This is a genomic window from Microbacterium sp. CCH5-D1 (genome assembly GCF_001557335.1).
GTDB lineage: Bacteria > Actinomycetota > Actinomycetes > Actinomycetales > Microbacteriaceae > Microbacterium > Microbacterium oxydans.
In genome coordinates this window covers 1-1388 of sequence record NZ_LSJW01000052.1, presented here as the reverse complement: position 1 = coordinate 1388, position 1388 = coordinate 1, and the positions used below count along the sequence as shown (strand labels likewise).

The window sequence follows — 1388 nt, the reverse complement described above, 5'->3', positions numbered from 1 at the left end:
CGACCCGACGGCGACCACCCACGACGCGCCCGCGTAGTACGGGTCGGGCACGTCGTGGGTGGTCGCCGTCGGGTCGAAGGCCAGCAGCAGGGTGACCTTCCCCTCCTCGTCCTCGTCGTGGGCCCATTCCCGCAGGATGCGCTCGTGCGTGCGGTCGAGCGCGACGACGAGATCGTTGTCGGCGAAGGCGGCCGCGGTGAACTGACGGGCGCGGTGCTGGGAGCCGTCGTAGCCGCGACGCGCCAGCGAGTCGATCGTACGGTGATCGGCACGCTCGCCCAGATGCCAGTCGCCTGTTCCGGCGCTGCGCGAGACGATGCGCGGGCCGAGTCCCTGCCGCTCGGCGAGGTCGCGGAAGACGACTTCGGCCATGGGAGAGCGGCAGATGTTCCCCGTGCAGACGAAGATCACGCGGAAGGGATCCGGGGATGTCACAGATACATTCTGCCCGCCCATGGCCGTCCTGCACAGCGCGAACCTGCTCGCGCGGCCCCTGCACACCATGGGCGGGCGACCACCTGTCCACGGGTTGCGTATTCCGGGCGACCCGCGTGGAGCGCGATCCCGAATGCTGGAGCCATGTACTCGTTCGTACCCGAGCAGTCCGGTGGATCCGCGCAGTCGTGGGGGCAGGCCTTCGCGCACCGGGGGATCGGTGATGCCATCACGACGCTGGAGGAGGCGGGAGCGGTGCTGGTCTCGCTCGTCGACGCGACGGACTGGAGCTCGGAGGGGTTCCGCGCGCTCCACGAACTCCTCGCGCGGGTACGCGATGACACCGGAACGCAGCTCGGGAGTCTTCGGATCCGGCAGTGGGAGCTGGAGGGATCGGAATGATGGGGGCCGCACGCGCGCACGACGCCTCCGTTGCCGGCGTCCTGGAGATCGACCACGGCGGCGCGATCGCGATCGACACCGAGCAGTTGCGCGAGGTCGGCGCGCACCTGCGGACGGTCGCGGCGCGATACGAAGAGGCTCGGGATTCGGTGGTCACCGCTGCGGAGGCGATCTCGTCATCCGATGCTCCCGCGCTGCGCGTCGACATCGGCGCTCTGCGACTCAGCGGCGAGCGGATCGGTGGACTCGCTGCGGAGATCGAGAACGCCTGCACGGGAACGCTGTTGATGGCCGACGCATTCGAGCTGGTGGAACTGCGGGCACAGGCCGAGGCGCTCGCCCTCACCGACGCCGCGGCGGCGAACGACGTGCGCGCACGGGCCGACGAGATGATCGCCGACGACGAGCGCGTGGGGCGGATGGCGGACTGGCTGGTCGCCGGCTGGGAGCGACGGAGGTTCGAAGGGCTCGGAGATCAGTACGACCTGGGTGGGATGCTGCCGCCGATGTTCCTGGTCGGGGCGCTGGTCGGGCTCGCCTCGGGGTATGGG

At 70.2% G+C, this 1388-nt stretch carries 3 protein-coding genes; 2 read left to right on the top strand and 1 reads right to left on the bottom strand.

Annotated elements, in window-relative coordinates:
* A partial coding sequence (locus AX744_RS03280; RefSeq protein WP_061015387.1) for a low molecular weight protein-tyrosine-phosphatase occupies window positions 1-435 on the bottom strand: 435 nt, incomplete at its 3' end.
* Window positions 436-579: 144 nt separating this feature from the next.
* Between AX744_RS03280 and AX744_RS03275 the strand changes: the two genes are divergently transcribed.
* Both AX744_RS03275 and AX744_RS03270 read left to right on the top strand, forming a co-directional pair.
* A complete protein-coding gene (locus tag AX744_RS03275; RefSeq protein WP_061015386.1) occupies window positions 580-837 on the top strand; it encodes a hypothetical protein in 258 nt (85 codons plus the stop codon).
* On the top strand, window positions 837-1388 hold a 552-nt coding region (locus AX744_RS03270; protein WP_157543510.1), incomplete at its 3' end, for a hypothetical protein. The genes AX744_RS03275 and AX744_RS03270, both read left to right, overlap by 1 nt.